The organism is Micavibrio aeruginosavorus (genome assembly GCF_051245535.1).
Classification (GTDB): domain Bacteria; phylum Pseudomonadota; class Alphaproteobacteria; order Micavibrionales; family Micavibrionaceae; genus Micavibrio; species Micavibrio aeruginosavorus_D.
Genome location: NZ_CP195303.1, coordinates 563,029 through 580,107, shown reverse-complemented (window position 1 = coordinate 580,107; position 17,079 = coordinate 563,029). Strand labels below are relative to the sequence as shown.

Here is a 17,079-nt window from a genome sequence, read left to right as displayed (position 1 = left end):
AGTAACCCTCTTCCCCTAGGATGAGCTTGGGGTTCACCCCCGTCTATCTTGTGTAAAAATTCCCCTGATTTTTCAGGGACATAGAAAAGGATTGGCCCGCCGTGTCGACGTTCCCGCGTTGGACGCAATTGTTCAGCCTCCCAAAGCCCGTCTCCTTCTCTGACGAAGTTGAGGAGAAATATCTGGATGCGCAGCGCGAACGGTTTGTTCCGTTCGTGCGGACATGCTTGATCGTCGCGACACTGCTCTACCCTCTTTTCATTTACTGGGACTTCATTCTGGCCGGGGGCGAATTACTGCCGCACCTTATTCCTGTGCGTTTGTATCTGGTTCCGCTCTATCTCTTCCTGCTGTTCCTGATGTTCTTGCCCATTGCCGGACAGATTTGTGAATCCGTGGCCGTGGCGGCGTTGGTCGCCATGGTGTTTAACGTGTCGCACATTTTGTTGCTGATCCCCGACGGGTTCACCATTGGGTTGGCGGGTGCGCTGGTTCCCTTCCTGCTGGTTCCGTTGATGCCCTCGGTGCGCTCAGCCTTGCTGATGAGCAGTTTTTCATTCGTCATCATCAACGGTATGATGACGCTCAAGGGTTACACCCCGGTGCAAATGGTCAACGCCAATTATTTCGTGATGATGTATGCATCACTGGGCACCGCCATTACCTATATCGTTATTCTGACACGCCGGAAGGCCTATGCCCTCGAACTCAACCTTGAACGCATGGCCACGACGGATGAGCTGACCGGAATCAGCAACCGCCGCCATTTCATGCGTGAATCGGTCGAAGTTATCCGCGCAATCCGCTATAAACGTCCACTGTCCATCCTGTTGCTGGACATCGACAATTTCAAGAAGATCAACGACACGTTTGGCCACCATGTTGGGGATATCGCCATCAAATTGCTGGCCACCAGCAGTGCGGAATTTTTGCGTAATACCGATATCGTGACCCGGGTTGATGACATGAATCTCAACCGCCTGGCCCGCAACACATTGCAGTCGGATATGGAAGACGAAGCCGCGCCGATGATTGGCCGTTTGGGTGGTGAGGAATTTGCCGTTCTGCTGCCCGAAACGGATACCACGGGTGCATACAAGGTGGCCGAACGCCTGCGCCGACTGATCGAAGAAAAAGTCATCGATTCCGGTGATGGCATTATCACCAAAATGACGGTCAGCATCGGGGTCGCATCGCTGAACCCCAACGACCCGAATGAATCGATCAACACCATGCTGGTCCGCGCCGACCATGCGTTATACCGCGCCAAGCAAAATGGCCGGAATCAGGTGGTTATTGACGAAACCATCCTGAACCAGATTTCATTCGACGACGATGCCCCGCCGCCGCGGTTGAATTAAGCCCCCCAATTCCCTGTCATCCCGGACGCCCGCAGGGCGAGCCGGGATTTATGCCGTGAAGATGCCGACACATCACGGCCAGAACCCCGGACAAAGGCTGACGCCTTTTCCGGGGTGACGATACTATTGGGATGAATATCGCTGTTATCGCCTTTCCGGTTTAAATTTATGCCGTTTTCGGGCACGATGATGCCGCATGGCCCGGAGGCATCTTATGACCAAAAAGAAAACGCCCACCGAAACACCGATGGATGAAACGAAACAGGTTCAGCAAGACCTGCCGTTCGATCCCATGGCGTTGAGCAAGAGCCTGACGCAGGCCTACGGTCAAATTCAACCGATCATGCAAAGCTGGTTGCAGAAGCAACAGGACATCACCATGCACCATCCCGGTGGCATGGCCTTGGACCCCATGAATGCCACGCGCGCATGGGTCGATTTTATGCAGCATCTTTATTCAGACCCGCAAAAGCTGACCGAGATGCAGGCCGAATATTGGCGCAACTGGATGACGTTGTGGCAGGACAGCGCCCGCCGTATGGCCGGTGAAGATGTCGCCCCCCACTTCGCCCCGGACAAGGGCGACCGCCGTTTCAAAAACGCCGCATGGCAGGACAGCGCCCTGTTCGATTTCATCAAGCAATCTTATTTAATGTCCAGCCGATGGATGAACGACGTCGTGCGCAAAACCGAAGGGTTGGACCCCGATACGCGCCGCAAGGTTGAATTTTACACGCGCCAGATCGTTGATGCGATGGCGCCCAGCAATTTCGTCCTGACCAACCCGGATGTTTTGCAGGCCACGATTGAAAGCAACGGCGAAAACCTGGTCAAAGGGTTTCAGAACCTGCTGGAAGATCTGGAACGCGGTCGCGGGAAGTTGCAGATCAGCACCACCGATTACGACGCCTTTAAAATCGGTGAAAACATTGCCACAACACCGGGCAAAGTTGTCTATCAAAACGACCTGATCCAGTTGATCCAGTACGAACCGACGACGAAGGATGTTTATAAACGCCCCCTTCTCATCATTCCGCCATGGATCAATAAATTTTATATCCTTGATCTGCGCCCGGACAATTCGTTTATCCGCTACCTTCTGGACAAGGGACAGACCGTCTTTATCATCTCATGGGCCAACCCGGACAAGCGGCTGGCCATGAAAACCTTCATTGATTATATGAAGGATGGAATTTTAAGCGCGTTGGACGCGGTTGAAGCCGCAACGGGCGAGAAAGATTGCAACGTCATTGGTTACTGTCTGGGCGGCACGTTGCTGACCACTGCATTGGCGTGGATGAAGGGGCGCGGCAAGGGTGAAGAAACCCGTATTGCCTCTGCCACCTTCCTGACCACGCTGATCGATTTTGAAGATGCGGGCGATATCAAGGTGTTCATCGACGAGGAACAGCTCCACGCGATGGAAAATGAAATGTCGGAACGCGGTTTCCTGGCCGCGCAACGATTGAAAGATACGTTCAGCCTGCTCCGCGCCAATGACTTGATCTGGGGTTTCGTCGTCAATAACTACCTGCTGGGCCGCGAACCGTTCCCGTTTGATTTGCTGTACTGGAACGACGATTCAACCAATATGCCCGCAGCGATGCACAGCTATTACCTGCGCAACATGTACATTGAAAACAGGCTGGTGCGGCCCGGCGCGATCAAGATTGACGATATCCCCATTGATGCGCACAAGATCGACACCCCCGCCTATTTCCTGTCGGCCAAGGAAGACCATATTGCGCCATGGATGGCGACCTTCTCCGGCGCGCGCATTTTGGGTGGTGATGTTCAATTCACGTTGGCCATGTCTGGCCACGTTGCAGGCGTGGTGAACCCGCCGACATCGGGGAAATACGGATATTGGAAGAACAACGACCTGAAATCATCCCCCGACAAATGGCTGGCCGATGCCAAACATTACGAAGGATCGTGGTGGGATGATTGGATCAAGTGGATTGAAGGCAAATCCGGTGCCAAAGTTCCCGCCCGTAAACCCGGCGGCGGCACGCTCAAACCGATTGAAAATGCCCCCGGCAGTTACGTGAAGGCGAGAGCGGAGTAATTTCTGAAAACAGCGCTCCCTTCTTGTCCCCTCTCCCTCCGGGAGAGGGTTAGGGTGAGGGGATGAAGCCCACGCACAAAGGAAGCCCCTCACCCCAGCCCTCTCCCGAAGGGAGAGGGCGCTAGTTCAGCTTCGCCCCAAACATCGCCGCCAACCGATCGGCTGCGCCTTGATCTTTCGCCACCGTCCAAAACACTTGCCGTCCCGGCGATATTTTCGTATCCGCAATTTCCGGCCCGATGGTTAAACCTGCGGCAACAATACGCTCCCGCAGCCATTCCTTACGATCATTATCAATGCGGTAAAGATTGGCAAACATCACATCATGGCCCCGCATGATGGATGCCAGATCTGCAAATAAATTTTCATCAATTCGGAACTGCAACATATAAAGCGCAATCAGGACGTTGATACCGTCATTGTTCAGGCCGATTTCCCGGATATTTTCCGCAGCATGAGATTCAACACCTTGCGCATTCAATGTGGCAACAACATGCGGATCGATATCAATCGACACATAACGGGATATTTTCGAAAAATATGGCGCAATGGTGGTTTGGCCGCTGCCGACATCAACGATCGTCAACGCACGATCTTCGGAAAAATCCTGCACCGCATTGGCCACCATGATTTTCAGGGTGTCATTCTTCTGCTCAAGCCCGGATTTAAAACCATCGTCGCGCAGGCGGTTGACATCCTGCAACTGGGGCAAGCTCAATTCATGCATGGGAACGGGCAAATAAATTCCACCCGTCAAATGGATGTAATTCTGCTGCCCCAGGGCCTTCACCGGTTCATGCATTCCATCCGTTGCGACCAGAATACCAGATGGCAGAATTTCATGTGTCATTCCGCAGCACCGTGTTCCGCTCGATAGGTCTGCGCCAATGTGGCGTAACGTTCAGCGGAAAAGAGAAGGAAGTTTTTTTCATCCGCCGTCAAATCCCGCATATAACGCGCCGGACGGCCACCCCATAATTGCCCCGATGGCACAATTTTCCCCGGCGTGACCAGCGCCCCGGCCGCAACCATGGCATCGGACTCGACCGTTGCATCATCCATGACGCAGGCCTGCATGCCGATAAAGGCACGGTCACCAATGGTACAGGCGTGCAAGATCGCGCCATGCCCCACCGTCACATCGTCGCCGACATAGGTGCCTTGGGTCGAGGACGAGACATGCACGATCGTGCCATCCTGAATATTCGTGCGCGCGCCGATGATGATATTGTTCACATCACCCCGCAAAACGCAGCCATACCAAATACTGGCCCCTGCCCCCACCACGACATCACCAATAATGGCCGCCGTTTCGGCGATGAAAGCCGAAGCATCGATCTGCGGTAATTTTCCTTTGAATGCGCGTGTAAACATGACGAAACCCTATCACAAAAGCGCCATAGAAAAAACGCCCGGACGAACCGGGCGTTTTTGAAATTTTGTACGGAAAGCGAAATGATTAACGCTTTGCCCACTGTTTGGAACGACGGGCTTTGTGCAGACCGATCTTTTTACGTTCAACAACGCGGCTGTCACGGGTCAGCATGCCGGCTTTCTTCAGAACCGGGCGCAGGGCCGGGTCGAAGCATTGCAGAGCACGGGAGATACCGTGGCGCACAGCACCAGCCTGACCGGACAAACCACCGCCAGTGACCGTGCAGATCACGTCGAATTCACCGACGCGGTCGCAGATCAGGAACGGTTGGTTCAGGATCAGGCGTTGTGTTTGACGTGCGAAGTAAACGGACTGGTCACGACCATTGACGGTCACGGTGCCTTTGCCCGGCTTTACCCATACGCGAGCAACGGCGTCCTTACGACGGCCCGTGCCATAGGAACGGCCCTGAGCATCGACTTTGCGTTCACGCACAACCGGTGCGGCAACATCAATGCCAACAGCTTGTTTCAGGTCTTTCAGATCGTTCACGGTTTCAGTTTTCGTAGCCATTTTGTAAATTCCTTACCTGTGACGATTATTTGCGTTTGTTTTTCGGGTTCATGGCAGCAACATCCAGAATTTCCGGATTTTGTGCAGCATGCGGGTGTTCAGTCCCGGCGAAAATACGCAGGTTGGTCATCAGATGGTTGGTCAGCGGGCCTTCCGGCATCATGCGCTCAACAGCCTTCTCGATAACACGGCCCGGATATTTGCCTTCCAGGATTTCGCCCTTCGTGCGGCCTTTGATCCCGCCCGGATAGCCAGTGTGCCAGTAGAAAATGTCTTGTTCTTTTTTCTTACCGGTAATTTTCACTTTTTCCGCGTTGATAACGATCACGTTGTCGCCATCGTCCATGTGCGGGGTAAAGGTGGTTTTGTGCTTGCCGCGCAAATGGTCGGCAATAACGCAGGCCAGACGGCCCAGAACAACGCCCTCGGCGTCAACAATGACCCATTTCTTCTGGATATCACTGGGTTTTGCAGAATATGTCTTCATCACTTTCAACCTTGTTTTCTAGTCCATGGCGGGGGACAATGCCCGCCATTGGCCGTGTTGCCTTTAAAGCTGTGCGGTTATGAAACATTCCAGAACTCAAGTCAACACAAATAAGTGACAAAGGTTTTGAAAAACACGTTTAAAAACAACCCCTTACAAAAAGGGTATTATAATACCCTCGCAAAAACGATTGAAATAAGGGGAAAAACAATGGGAAGCACGACAATGAAAGACCAAACCGCCGCCCAACAGGGCTTTGAGACCCTCTCCGTCCATGCCGGGGCCGCCCCGGATCCGACCACGGGCGCCCGGACTCTGCCGATTCACCAATCCGCCGCCTTCGTCTTTAAAGACGCGAAACAGGCCGCCGATATCTTTCAACTGCGCGAAATGGGCTATTCCTATTCTCGCCTGACCAACCCGACCGTTGCGGCACTGGAAGAACGAATCGCCGCGTTGGAAGGTGGCACGGGTGCCACCTGCACGGCCTCTGGCCTGTCCGGTCACCTGCTCATCCTGTTCACGTTGATGAATGCGGGCGATGAAATCGTTGCCTCCAAAAAATTATACGGCGGCACCGCCAACCAATTGGGGTTGAGCTTCAGCCGATCATTCGGATGGAAAACCAATTTCGTTGACCCAACCAACCCGGACAATTTCCGCGCCGCCATCACCGAGCGCACGCGCGCGATTTTCGTTGAAACATTGTCAAACCCGGAAGGCGTCATTGTCGATCTGGAAGCCATTGCCAAAATCGCCGACCACGCGGGCATTCCCCTGATCGTCGATAACACCATTGCCACACCATATTTGTGCCGCCCGTTTGAATATGGCGCATCGATCATCGTGCATTCCACCACCAAATTCCTGAACGGCCAGGGCAACGCCATGGGCGGATGCGTGGTTGATGGTGGCAAATTTGACTGGATGAAACATGCCGATAAATTCCCGGCCCTCACCCAACCGGACAAAGGCTATAACGGCATTGTCTTCGCCAAAGAATTCCCGACCATGCCCGTGGCCATTCACAACCACGCCGTGGGCCTGCGTGATTTAGGGATGAACCAACAACCGATGAACGCATGGATCACCATGAACGGCATCGAAACCCTCGCTTTGCGCATGGAACGCCATTGCACGAATGCGATCAAGGTCGCCGAATTTTTGGCAAACCACGCCAAGGTGGCCAAGGTCAACCACTCCGCCCTGCCCTCCAGCCCATACAATACACTCGCGAAAAAATATCTGCGCAATGGTTGGGGTGGTTCCGTTTTCACCTTCGCTGTGAAAGACGGCGTAGATGCTGGCAAAGCCGTCCAATCCACAAAATTGTTCAGCCACCTCGCCAACATCGGCGACACCCGCAGCCTGATCATCCACCCCGCCTCCACCACCCACGCCCAAATGACCCCCGACCAACAAAAAGGCGCCGGCGTTGGACCGGAAGTGGTCCGCCTGTCGATTGGGATTGAGAGCGTTGAGGATATTATTGAGGATTTGAATCAGGCGTTGGCAAACGCCTGATGGCATTAGAAAAAAGAAAAACGCCCGTCAGATAGGCGGGCGTTTTTCTTTAACAATAATGATTGTTTATACGCGTACAGAAAAAAGCTTCATCCACTCACCAAAACAAATCATTCGCCAAATGCAAAAATTAAATGGACGGCGCCCGGCGATTATATCTTCCAGAATCCCTAGACATTCCTCATTCAAAACACCCTTAGAGTTTTTAATTGATTCTTCCAGTTTTCTTCTAAACAGGTCTGGATTCGCTTCTCGTATCCACACCTCTTCAGGCGTAGCAAAGCCAACTTTATCCACACGATCACGAATATCATCAGGAATAGTTCCGCTCATAGAAGCACGCAGAATAAGCTTCGTTACACCATCAAAAATTTTGTAGTCATCTGGCAAGCTCATAGAAAATTCTACCAACCTATAATCTAAAAATGGAACACGGGACTCAATCGAATGCGCCATTGAATCTCGATCCTCCCAATGAAGAAGCATCTGCAAATTTGTGGAGGTCATTTGAGCATTGCAATAATCATAAACTGACCCTTCTTTTCCTCTAAACGGAGAAGTTTGATTCACTTGCAACAAACTCCAGTTAACCCATCCTGGGGCGGGAACTGTACGCCTAGAAAATGAGCGTAAAACATTTTGAAGAAAATATGGAACAATTGCAGACGCCCATTTCTCCAATAAAAATCCATATGAATAGCCAAGATTTTTATGGACTAAAATCATTTCGCGAACCATTTGTTTCCAACGACCCGCTCTAAACAAGCTACCCAAACGAATACCAAGCGCACCGTGATAACCAAATAATTGTTCATCAGCACCCTGTCCGTCCAGCATAACGCGTACATTATTTTTGGCGGCCAGTTCAAAAACACTCCACTGTGCAAATAAACTAGTTGAACCAAAAGGCTCATCTTGATGCCAAGTTAAAGTCGTTGAAACATCAAAAAGATCATCAAGATTAGGACATACAACATGCGGCTCAGCACTTGTTTTATCAACGACCTTTTTGATCCACTTTTCTTCACTAAATTCTTGAACTTGCGAAAGAGCCGAGAACGTCTTTTGTATATTGTTGGAACCACTCTCAAGCAAAATGTCTCTCATGAGACATACAATCGACGAAGAATCAAGCCCCCCTGATAAGCATGACCCCACAGGCACATCCGATCGCAAACGCAAGCGAACAGATTCCTTCAAAATATCTCTAAATTTTGAAGACAATTCATCAAATGAATAACCTGAACTACATTTTTTCTCAATCTTGTACCATCGCCTCAGATCAATACGGCCAAAGTCATTTCTCACACCAAAAGAAACATCAATTTCAGCATAATGCCCAGGAGAGATGTGAAAAACTCGATCAAATAATGTCTCGTCGGTATGATCAGTAACTCCCCATACTAAAAAGTCATAGGCCTTCTGATAATTTAAAACGGCTTCCCAACCAGGGATGGTCGTAAATTGCTTTATTTCAGATGCAAAATAAAAATCCCCCTTCGAAGAAAACCAATAGTAAAGCGGCTTCACTCCAAAGCGATCTCGGGCCAAGAAAACTCTATTCTCAATTCGATCATAGATCGCAAAAGCCCACATTCCATTAAAGCGATTGAGACAGTCCGAACCCCATTCACTATAAGCAGCAAGAATGACTTCTGTGTCCGTTTCAGTAATGAATTTATGCCCTAGAGATTCAAGATCTTTCCGAAGTTCAAGGTAATTATAAATCTCACCATTATAAGTTATCCAATATCTCGCCCCATCATAACACATAGGCTGATGTCCAAATGGAGACAAATCAAGAATTGACAACCGACGATGCCCCAACCCCACGGCAGAATCTATAATATCCGTATTAATGGATCGTGACGGGAACCATTCAGGAACAGGATTACCATGCACTATCGGCGTATCAGTACCAAACAGGACATGGGGTGGCTCATTTCGATTAAAAAAGACATATCCTTCGTCATCAGGCCCCCGATGTTGGATTATCTTTGTTGCCCCATACACAACATTGCTTGATATTTTTTCTGCAGCAATAAAACCAAAAACCCCACACATTTTTATTATCCCTCTGCACTCAAAACCGACAGGGCGTCATCGTACATTCCTTGAGCAATTAGGCGCGGATCATGCCACTTCTCAACATAGTTTCGTCCTCGCGCACCAATCACAGAAAGATCGCCTCTACGGACAGTCAGAAAAGATTTAAGTACGTCATAAATTGTATCTGGCGTTGCATTTATTATTGGAATTTCACGGCGCATAGGATCCGGCAACAGTCGCAAATCATCCTCCCTCAGATAACTTATAACCGGACATCCCAAGGCCATCAATTCGACAGCTAACCCACCATAAAACCCTGCTAAAAGCTGATCGACAAGAATATCGGCAGATTCATATATCTCTCGAGCCTCTTTATTTGATACACCCTCAACCAAAGTGAAATGAAATGGTATTCCTTCCGCCTCCAAACGATTGAGCGCATCAATAACAAAATCAGACCCCTTAACTTTCCTATTGCTGGGCGCATGCACAATATGAAGAGGTTTCGCCCGGTCAATCCAAGTTCTATTGGGCAGCATCCAGTCTCGCGGATCAACGCTTGCATAAGGAATAAACTTTGATCTCGGCGGCAATACTTTTAGGAGATCAGGATTAACTGCATAAATAAAATGTGCATACCGATCAAAAGTAGCTATTTTTCTGCGCTTATACCTATCACTAGCGTCTGTGTAATAATTTTTATCAACATAATGGCAAAAATGGATTGGATATTCACGTCGGCAAAAATCACCCTGACGGGCATCATCGCCTTGATAAGTAACGGTGACAACCTTCCCAATAAAACGCGCGATTTTTAGATCGATCATGTCAACCCAACGTGCGTATGCATTGTTGTATAGCCAGACCTTCCAACCCGCATACTTTCCCGTTTTGTTCATTAAAATTGTAGGCGCCAACGTCTCACCAAAATTATAATGAATAACATCGTAACTCATTAAGATTCGCACAATACAAATCCACCGCCTCACTTCGTTTTCAATTAGAGGCGCGCTAACTTTATAAACAATTTCATCGGCTGGATAATCAAGATAAGTTGAAGATAGGCATATTGACTTACTATCAAGACCCAACTCTCGCTCAGCTCTAGAAAGGCCCTGGGGGTTACCTCCAACCATTGTCGGGCAATGGACAACCTTCACTTTACGCCCCTGCGCTTTAAACAAGCTGCTTAAGCCCGTCTCTTAATGAGATAGACGGTTCAACAAGGATTTTTTTCATCAAATCAATATTAGCAATTATATTTTGCCCTTCATCGCCAACCTTCTCAAAGACGGGATCTTTTCCAATTACGGCCCCCGCCATCATTGCGATATCGCGCAAAGAGAAAGATTCTGCTCCAGCCATGTTGAAAGTGGCGCTTTCTTTTATATCCATTATTTTTTCTAACGCGACGACAGCATCAGAAACATGTATTGGATTTATTGAGATCCCGCGTTCACCTTGCAACTGAATTGCACGCCCATCACGCACGCTATCAACCAAACGTGGTATCAACATTGATCGTTTTTGTTCTGGACCGTAAATAAAGAAAAATCTGACAATGTTTACGATCATACACTGAGCGTAATTTTCTACCAAAATCTCACTGCATAGCTTACTACCCAGATAATAACCTAGCTTGCCATGAGATGTTATCGGTGAGTTCTCATGAAACGCTTGGTTTCCTGTGCCATACACACCGCCAGACGACGCATAAACAAAATGCTTTGCGCTTACTCTTTTTGCAAAATCAAGAAGGCGCGCAGTAGAGTCGACATTAACACGGAAAATATCCATGGCCTTGTCCGGAAAGTTCCTAAAATTCTCCGATTGAGCCAGATGGAAAATCACATCAATATCACGAGGCAAAGAAGCATCACTCCACTCGCCACCCAAATCTATTTTATGATACTCAACGTTACTCAAAGGGTTTTCCGGCATAGCTCGAACGACGGCATGAACAGAGTTTCGATCACTCAATCTTTGCGCCAAACGACGCCCTAAAAGGCCATTCGCTCCAGTTACAAGTACTTTCATCAGCTTTTCCCTACTGTAGCCCCTTACTTTAATAGCAAAGGTTGTCCAATCAATCCCTTAGCAATAGGGCCAAAAACATTGGCTATCGCCCCGATTGAATGATGCCTTAGCACGTAGTTACGGCCCCGCATCCCAATATTTACTATTTCATCTCTATCTTGATACAGCGTTCTCAATGTTTTTTTGATTGTTAGTGGCGTTGCTTGAATAAGCGGGATTTTTTCATCTGGCATATAAAGATTGCTCGCCCTATATAAATCTTCCAAATCTTGACGATGATAGCAAACAACCGGCTTTTCTAATGCCATAGCCTCAATTGCGAACATTGCATACCATCCAACAATCAGCTGATCCACCACCACATCACAGGAACGTATAAGTTCGCGGATCTCATGATTAGGACGCTTCTCAACCAAGATCAGTTCAATATCACACCCCTCCTTCTTAAGCTCCTCGACAGCCTGTATTACATGAGCCGTACCTTTAATGGCGCGGTGATTCGGAGCATGAAGAACAGAAAATGTTTTTCTGGGAACGAGCGATCTCGCAGATAGATCTGGATTTATTTTCCATTCACTTTCATCAATTGAGAAGTGAGAAATCATCAAAGTATCCCAATGGTGCATATAATCGACCCACTCACAGCCCCCTACAACATGGTCACCATAGGATGTCCATAAATCAATTTTATCCGCAATTCTCTTCCTAGTTCTTTTGTGCAGAGGATAATCTTTTGACATCGCATCTTTGAACAAAAGATTTTGAGATCTGGACATGTCCTGCACATCCGCGCCATAAGCAAGAACAAGAGTCTTCACCTTAGCCAACGAAAGGATAAAGGGCTCTACACGCCAAAGCAAAAATGTATTAGATACCCCTAGAACACAGCCATTAAAATAAATGACCACACACCGATACCTAAACAGAACAAAAGCCGCAAAACGCAGAGCATTTAAACGCCTACCTATTTTAGGTATCTTTACTAATGGATGGATATCAGCCCTAACATCAAAATTACTCGTGATATGCCACACTTGATTTACAAATGTTTCTGCAGTGTACCCGCAATTTTGAAAAACTTTTTTATGATAGATGTTGTTAACAAGGGGCAGTGGCCCGAGCCCCACATCAACCTTCTTGGCTTTGAATCTAGCAGCAATTGCCAAAACAACCAAAATCAGAATGACAAATGGTTCGGACAAAAAAGTGACAAACTTCACAAAACTACGCGGCATAATCGGCACCTTCTGCAGAATAGAATAAGTTTATAAAGTCATCATCTTTCATTGGAAAATATTGCCACTGAAAACGTGCCATATTTTCTTCTGTGACTTTTCCTATTGGGAAATAGAATTTTTTTCTTTCAGATATCAGAGGTACGTCAATGACATGCGCATACCATTCACGAAGAAACTCCTTGGACAGAAGACGAGCCTCAACCCAAAAACCGTAATTATAATCCTTGGTTATGAAATCTTTACATCCCGCATGCCCAGGAAGTTCATACAAAGTAACATCAGCGACACCAAGGCTGATCAAATCGTAAAGAGAAAGAAAATCATTACCTTTTTTATAAAGCATATTAAAGCTGGGATCGTAGGCAATCCATTCCATACCTAAATACACTTCGAGTAATGTGTGCCCATCATCCTGCCCTCCCCACCCATCTTGCGAAACAGAAGCAACCAGACGCGCTTTATGCCCTAATTCAGAAAGAACAAATAACGCGAACTTTGAAAGTTCGCCACAGGTACATGAAACAGTCCGATTCCTTGCCTTTTTATAAAGAGATATTTCAGTTTGCCCAACATCAGCATTCCCATAGCACCAAATATATCCCGCCATTTTAAAGAACGACGTCACACCACCAGAACAGACTAACCTCTGCTCTAAAATCTCACCTAACTTGTAAAAGCGGTATACACCATCTTGGCGTAGGTCAAATGTATTGCCTTCAAGTGAGATGAAGCTAGGTTCCTGAATTAAATTTTCCGAGAGTCCTTTTGCTCCCCCTCCCTGAACGGGCGAGATGGCTTGTACTTTCCCATCATAACAACGGTATGCATAAAGTTTATTGTGCTCTTTATTCACATACGGGTTTTTAAGTGGGAAATATCTCCAGCGTAATCGCCATAAAAACCTAATAAAGTGACGTAGATATGCTGTAATCATCTAATCAACACGAAGGGTGATTTAACGGCACGCATGAAAACTTCTTTCCCAAGAGTAAACCTAAGATAAGTAAGATAAACTCCTGCCAGAAAAACAGTAGACCAGCACGCTTGATAGAAAGCAGATAGAGTTCCAACTTCTCCTGGCGCATACAAAAACAAGAAGGCAATTGTTGCCACAGCTATACCGATAGTAACGCCCCATGAAAGAGGAAGGTTTTTAAAAACCACGCGGCCAGCCAATATCCAAGAGGTTAGAATGAATGCCTCTGAGGCAACGGTGCCAATAACAGCACCAACGACGCCAATCTTAGGTATCATAATTAAACCAATGCACAGATTTATCAGAAATCCAAATATGTACACGATCATTTGAACTTTCGGACGATCAGCAATGAGAATAGAGGCAATAGCTATGCGCGATATAACCGGAAACGCTCCTGCAAGCAGAAGGATAGGAACTAGTTTTGCCGAATCTTCATATACGGCAGGATACGCTATATGAAAAAACCAATCACTCCATATAGCTGCCCCACAAACCATTCCAAAAAAAGTGCCCGCCAAGACATACAGAATGGATTGTAGCTTCTCCAGGTAAAAACTCATATTCTTAGATGCAATCCATTCAAGTAAATGGGGGTCAAACGCCATACCAAACCAAGCGGACAGCATCATACCAACCCCACCCACCGATAAAGCCAGCTGCAAAATCGCTACGTCATCAACACCCAGGAAAAATCCGACAAGAATTCTATCCGTAACAGTAGTTAAAGAATAAATCATTGCTGCAGGAGCAAGAAACAAACCGTAGCGCAACATTTTTTTAGCCAACGGCACAGAAAAATTTTTCTTAAAGTATGGCCAAAGATGAGCCTTATTCATAACATAAACAGCATATAAGAGTGCCATATACTGCATAAAACACCCCAATCCCAACGAAGCCAAGAGTCTGTTAGGCTGATCTACACTCAGCAAAAGAGGCAAACATAGCAACGCCGGTAAAATGCGTGACAACAATGTAATTTGAATAAATAGCTTTGTATTTCTCATAAATCGAAGCAAATACAAAAACCAATACAAAAGGCCCGACGGCAGAATGGACGCAACAAACAATGTCAACTCAAGTTTAGAAACAGCAGCATACTGCGCAAGCCACGCACCACACAATCCAACTACGGCAAAAATCGCCCACAATATAAATGTAAAGAAATTACTTAAACATGTTGCAGTAGTTAACATGACGTATTCATCGTCGGGATTATTACTTCGCGATTTAAAGTATGGATAGGAACAGTCCATTCCTCCGTACTGCAAAAGCGCTAACGGTGCCCATACTGCAGACAATAGTGGACTCGCACCATATTGTGACAGCGTCAGCAATCGCGTTGTAATCGGCGATGTAATTAACCCAATTGTACGCCCAAGGAGATCTATCAGACCGTATGATACAATATCTCGGCCAAGCTTAGACATATCAGCGTTTCTCGATCACAAACTCAAGAATGCTAGGTAAACCATAATAATATTCTGGGTAAGCTGGCTGAGGTAATGTTACTTCAGAATTAAGATTAATCGCCCCCTCTCCTCCCGACGCTATAATATCAAAGCCTCGCTCTTTTATAAGAGTCTCCAACCAACGGCGGCGCACAATTATCTTATCAGTCTTTCCAAGCAATGTTCTCGCCGCCATAGATAGAACGGAACGGATCATGCTTAAGTTACGTTTCTTTAGACCACGATCAATCAAAAGATGAGCATACCATCCCACCATATTTGCGTTAATGTAAGCACGCCCACCCTTCTTTAAAAGACGATAAAATTCATCCAATGTTTTATCCATGCGGCCAAACATAAAAGACCCATAGCAAAACACACCATCAAATGCTTCTGACGGGAAGTCCATTTTCTCCATTGAAGCATAAACAAAGCGCGTTTGTGGGTGCCCCATGGAAGAAGACAAATCGTTTGCAAACAATAACCGCCCCACATTCATGTCGATGCCGGTAGCTTGCTTATTTAATGCAGCCAATGCAACTGACCACTGCCCCATTCCGCAGGCTACATCTAAAACAGAATCCATTCCGGAAAATCCGATGGCTCGCAATCGATCCTCATAATATTTAACCGTCTTGATACCGGTAAATTCTATTTCAAAGAAACTCTTTTCATATGGTGACAATGCATCCCAAGTGTCCCATTTAATATTCCATCCAGCACTTTCTGCTCTTGCTTTTACATCATCTTTTATCATGTAAGGCACAACGTTTGACACGGGGCAGTTCCTTTTATTTTTCTGTAACGGTTATGGAGTAGCGGCCAGTTTCATCCGGCCCATTTACAACGTACGGCAGATCGGTTTCTTTATAGCGAACAACAGCCGAAACAGTTGGATCAATATAAAGTGTGAGGTGATTAAAATAGGAAGATGGATTGCTCACATTATCCTTTGTAATAATTTTGTATATACCGTCATTATTGTAAACAATATCCACTGTTTCAATCATGGAAACATAGTTCAAAAAATCGATCAGCCTTGCTACCCAGAGGCGACCAGCATTAAATTCATCTTTGATTTTATAAAATGGAGACAAAAAAAGTTCTTTACGCTGCGTGATAGAATCAGTTGTCGCTGCTACACATTTTCCAGACAAACGATGCAAGACACCAAGATGCTGATAAAGAACAACACCAAATTTTTCATTATAAAAATGATCCCAATTGATCTGTTCAACTTGGTGCTTCAAAGAAGAGAAATTGGGCGCATTCTGCCCTGTCGATCGGAAGCGCATAAATCCTTTGAAGGAGCGCCCATCGCGTAGGCTAATATTATGAACGAGACTACGTGGTGTAACTTGGTAAATTTTTAGAAAAATTTTTATTTTTTCTTTTATAGCCGCGCGAATGCCATCAATGGACCATTTATTTCTTTGCAAAGGTAGATTCAGTTGCGTTGTCATAGAATCTGTCCATACATACTTTATCCCATGATCGGCCATCAAATCGGCATGGTATGCAATAGATTCTTGTCGATCTCCCTGGTGATAATCAGCATCAATGCCAATATTCTGAATATTCTCCGAACCGCCATGATTAGTGAAGATTGGAATAACCAATCCGTTGTCTTTTAAAATGTTGAAACACCGCACCGCATGTTCACGAGAAAAACCACCACTATTATCAAAATCACCATACGCATGAATCGTATCAATATATCCACATCGAATATATTCTATAATTTCTGTAGCGTGGTCCGATGGGGAGGAATCAAATTTTTCTCCATCAAAATAAGAGAAATTATAATGGTTTGCTGAATAAAAGAACAAACTCGATGTAACAGGAATCCCCAATCCCATTCCAAGAGGGGTCATTTCGCTGCCATTTAAAAACGCCATAAGAGTTTTAAAAAAATCAAAACTCATGAATTCAGCGTCGTT

15 protein-coding genes are annotated in these 17,079 nt (G+C 46.6%); 3 read left to right on the top strand and 12 right to left on the bottom strand.

Going from position 1 to position 17,079, the window contains the following annotated elements; translation table 11 throughout:
• The first annotated feature begins 101 nt into the window (after positions 1–101).
• Positions 102–1,361, top strand: coding sequence for a GGDEF domain-containing protein (locus ACSC94_RS02855; protein WP_435641562.1), 1,260 nt, complete (start codon positions 102–104; stop codon positions 1,359–1,361).
• A gap of 214 nt (positions 1,362–1,575) precedes the next feature.
• Positions 1,576–3,429, top strand: coding sequence for a class I poly(R)-hydroxyalkanoic acid synthase (phaC, locus tag ACSC94_RS02850; RefSeq protein WP_435641561.1), 1,854 nt, complete (start codon positions 1,576–1,578; stop codon positions 3,427–3,429).
• Between the two features lie 121 nt (positions 3,430–3,550).
• Here the strand turns inward: phaC and ACSC94_RS02845 are convergent, their stop codons facing one another.
• The 4 genes from ACSC94_RS02845 to rplM form a co-directional block, all read right to left on the bottom strand.
• Entirely contained in the window at positions 3,551–4,279 is a 729-nt protein-coding gene (locus ACSC94_RS02845; protein WP_435641560.1) for a hypothetical protein, read from the bottom strand.
• Positions 4,276–4,803, bottom strand: a complete 528-nt coding sequence (locus ACSC94_RS02840; RefSeq protein ID WP_435641559.1) for a gamma carbonic anhydrase family protein — start codon at positions 4,801–4,803, stop codon at positions 4,276–4,278. The genes ACSC94_RS02845 and ACSC94_RS02840 overlap by 4 nt, the downstream gene beginning before the upstream one ends.
• An 85-nt stretch (positions 4,804–4,888) precedes the next feature.
• Positions 4,889–5,377, bottom strand: a complete 489-nt coding sequence (gene rpsI, locus ACSC94_RS02835) for a 30S ribosomal protein S9 (RefSeq protein WP_435641558.1) — start codon at positions 5,375–5,377, stop codon at positions 4,889–4,891.
• Positions 5,378–5,402: 25 nt separating this feature from the next.
• Positions 5,403–5,864 carry a 50S ribosomal protein L13 gene (rplM, locus tag ACSC94_RS02830; protein WP_435641557.1) on the bottom strand — a complete coding sequence of 154 codons (462 nt, stop codon included), beginning with the start codon at positions 5,862–5,864 and terminating at the stop codon, positions 5,403–5,405.
• Positions 5,865–6,074: 210 nt separating this feature from the next.
• Here rplM and ACSC94_RS02825 point away from each other — a divergent pair, with 210 nt between their 5' ends.
• Positions 6,075–7,388, top strand: a complete 1,314-nt coding sequence (locus ACSC94_RS02825) for an O-acetylhomoserine aminocarboxypropyltransferase/cysteine synthase family protein (RefSeq protein ID WP_435641556.1) — start codon at positions 6,075–6,077, stop codon at positions 7,386–7,388.
• 66 nt (positions 7,389–7,454) lie between these two features.
• On the opposite strand, the gene asnB is transcribed toward ACSC94_RS02825, so the two are convergent.
• Genes asnB through ACSC94_RS02785 form a run of 8 tightly spaced genes read right to left on the bottom strand, consistent with a single transcriptional unit; the run spans position 7,455 to position 17,064 of the window.
• Positions 7,455–9,452: an asparagine synthase (glutamine-hydrolyzing) gene (gene asnB, locus ACSC94_RS02820; protein ID WP_435641555.1), complete on the bottom strand. Its 1,998-nt coding sequence runs from the start codon at positions 9,450–9,452 to the stop codon at positions 7,455–7,457.
• A 5-nt stretch (positions 9,453–9,457) separates the two neighbouring features.
• Complete coding sequence (locus ACSC94_RS02815) at positions 9,458–10,621, bottom strand: glycosyltransferase family 1 protein (protein ID WP_435641554.1); 1,164 nt, start codon at positions 10,619–10,621, stop codon at positions 9,458–9,460.
• A complete protein-coding gene (locus tag ACSC94_RS02810) occupies positions 10,614–11,474 on the bottom strand; it encodes an NAD-dependent epimerase/dehydratase family protein (protein ID WP_435641553.1) in 861 nt (286 codons plus the stop codon). Before ACSC94_RS02810 ends, ACSC94_RS02815 begins: the two co-directional genes overlap by 8 nt.
• A gap of 23 nt (positions 11,475–11,497) precedes the next feature.
• Positions 11,498–12,709: a hypothetical protein gene (locus ACSC94_RS02805; RefSeq protein ID WP_435641552.1), complete on the bottom strand. Its 1,212-nt coding sequence runs from the start codon at positions 12,707–12,709 to the stop codon at positions 11,498–11,500.
• The gene (locus ACSC94_RS02800; RefSeq protein ID WP_435641551.1) at positions 12,699–13,646 is read right to left on the bottom strand and encodes a transglutaminase domain-containing protein; all 948 of its coding nucleotides are present in this window, start codon (positions 13,644–13,646) and stop codon (positions 12,699–12,701) included. Before ACSC94_RS02800 ends, ACSC94_RS02805 begins: the two co-directional genes overlap by 11 nt.
• Complete coding sequence (locus ACSC94_RS02795) at positions 13,643–15,118, bottom strand: lipopolysaccharide biosynthesis protein (protein ID WP_435641550.1); 1,476 nt, start codon at positions 15,116–15,118, stop codon at positions 13,643–13,645. The genes ACSC94_RS02800 and ACSC94_RS02795 overlap by 4 nt, the downstream gene beginning before the upstream one ends.
• Position 15,119: 1 nt before the next feature.
• Entirely contained in the window at positions 15,120–15,917 is a 798-nt protein-coding gene (locus tag ACSC94_RS02790) for a class I SAM-dependent methyltransferase (RefSeq protein ID WP_435641549.1), read from the bottom strand.
• Between the two features lie 13 nt (positions 15,918–15,930).
• Positions 15,931–17,064, bottom strand: a complete 1,134-nt coding sequence (locus ACSC94_RS02785; protein WP_435641548.1) for a hypothetical protein — start codon at positions 17,062–17,064, stop codon at positions 15,931–15,933.
• Between the last annotated feature and the right edge of the window lie 15 nt (positions 17,065–17,079).

What these genes read in the sequence shown, in the direction of transcription:
- rpsI (WP_435641558.1), bottom strand. Translation starts at nt 5,377, where the DNA reads ATGGCTACGAAAACTGAAACCGTGAACGATCTGAAAGACCTGAAACAA.
- ACSC94_RS02805 (WP_435641552.1), bottom strand. Translation starts at nt 12,709, where the DNA reads ATGCCGCGTAGTTTTGTGAAGTTTGTCACTTTTTTGTCCGAACCATTT.
- ACSC94_RS02840 (WP_435641559.1), bottom strand. Translation starts at nt 4,803, where the DNA reads ATGTTTACACGCGCATTCAAAGGAAAATTACCGCAGATCGATGCTTCG.
- phaC (WP_435641561.1), top strand. Translation starts at nt 1,576, where the DNA reads ATGACCAAAAAGAAAACGCCCACCGAAACACCGATGGATGAAACGAAA.
- ACSC94_RS02825 (WP_435641556.1), top strand. Translation starts at nt 6,075, where the DNA reads ATGGGAAGCACGACAATGAAAGACCAAACCGCCGCCCAACAGGGCTTT.
- ACSC94_RS02810 (WP_435641553.1), bottom strand. Translation starts at nt 11,474, where the DNA reads ATGAAAGTACTTGTAACTGGAGCGAATGGCCTTTTAGGGCGTCGTTTG.
- ACSC94_RS02845 (WP_435641560.1), bottom strand. Translation starts at nt 4,279, where the DNA reads ATGACACATGAAATTCTGCCATCTGGTATTCTGGTCGCAACGGATGGA.
- rplM (WP_435641557.1), bottom strand. Translation starts at nt 5,864, where the DNA reads ATGAAGACATATTCTGCAAAACCCAGTGATATCCAGAAGAAATGGGTC.
- ACSC94_RS02795 (WP_435641550.1), bottom strand. Translation starts at nt 15,118, where the DNA reads ATGTCTAAGCTTGGCCGAGATATTGTATCATACGGTCTGATAGATCTC.
- asnB (WP_435641555.1), bottom strand. Translation starts at nt 9,452, where the DNA reads ATGTGTGGGGTTTTTGGTTTTATTGCTGCAGAAAAAATATCAAGCAAT.
- ACSC94_RS02800 (WP_435641551.1), bottom strand. Translation starts at nt 13,646, where the DNA reads ATGATTACAGCATATCTACGTCACTTTATTAGGTTTTTATGGCGATTA.
- ACSC94_RS02785 (WP_435641548.1), bottom strand. Translation starts at nt 17,064, where the DNA reads ATGAGTTTTGATTTTTTTAAAACTCTTATGGCGTTTTTAAATGGCAGC.